Source organism: Paenibacillus sp. TAF43_2 (genome assembly GCF_052113545.1).
Lineage (GTDB): Bacteria > Bacillota > Bacilli > Paenibacillales > Paenibacillaceae > Pristimantibacillus.
Window position 1 is genome coordinate 1 of record NZ_JBFRDK010000388.1, and the last position, 1,066, is coordinate 1,066.

Below are 1,066 nucleotides of genomic sequence, written 5' to 3' on the forward strand. Positions count from 1 at the left end.
GTGTAGATAATGCGTGCCTTCAAATGTCATCAATTTTCCATGAACTAGATCTTTTATCTGTTCTTCATGCAATTGTTCCCAGCCTTCAACATCCGTATTATTCGCTTCTAAAAAGAAAATAACAGGAAGGTCTTTCGGGAATTTCGAATTCTCAACAGCGGCAAAATTAGGCTTGAAATTTTCCCCTTCACTAATGATATTGGGATTCATCATATTTCTGAGAGAGATTATTCTAATCTGCTCTCTCATTTCATCATTAACTTCTGGAGCAATAAGCTGATCGTCGGTTAGTTTCGATAACAATCGCAAGAAACCAGTCTTTTTGAGTACTTTATAAACATCTGATGGAAATGGTTCATCCAAACCGCCTTGTGTTGGAACACTGCTGTCTATCCCAACAAATGCTGTAACTTCATTCTCATATTTGTTCACATAATCTAGACCGTAAATACCGGCTATAGAGTGACCCATTAACGTGTAGCTGTTAATATTTAGCTGTTGCAGCGCTTCATGAATTTCTTTCACTATATTTTCAGTAGTACGTTCTTTTTCTGTAACATCGCTTAAGCCATATCCAAATGGCTCAATCACGACTACTTTGTAAAATGGTGCCAACTCATCAATTAGTGGTTTGAAATCAAGTGCTGGCGCTCCTGTTCCGTAACCAGGCAGCAGCACAACCGTTTCTTTGCCATCTCCTTCAATCAAAACATTCATATTTTTCCCGTCTACAGGTACAAGCTGACCATAAGGTACGATTTTATCTTTGTCCGTTTTATTGCTGATGATATTAACGATAAAAACGACGGCTAGAAAAACTACAATAGCTATAATAATGAAAATTACAGCTTTAAGTAAAAATCTAAATATTTTTTTCAACATTCATTTTCTCCCCTTATGCTACATTCTTTGTTTTAACCAATTCAGCTGAATTCCGATAAATCACCTGCTTATTTATTTAGCTTTGCTTTTGTCTTCCTCATTCTAACAAACCATTCTTAGATCTTGTGTAACTCAGCTTTAACTAGACCTTAACTCTTATTCATTATTGGGCCGACAATTAAGC

At 36.1% G+C, this 1,066-nt stretch carries 1 protein-coding gene; it reads right to left on the bottom strand.

The annotated features are described in order from the left end of the window. Positions 1-882, bottom strand: an 882-nt coding sequence (locus AB4Z17_RS33620) for an alpha/beta fold hydrolase (RefSeq protein ID WP_441964798.1), incomplete at its 3' end; no start/stop codon positions are given. Positions 883-1,066 lie beyond the last annotated feature (184 nt).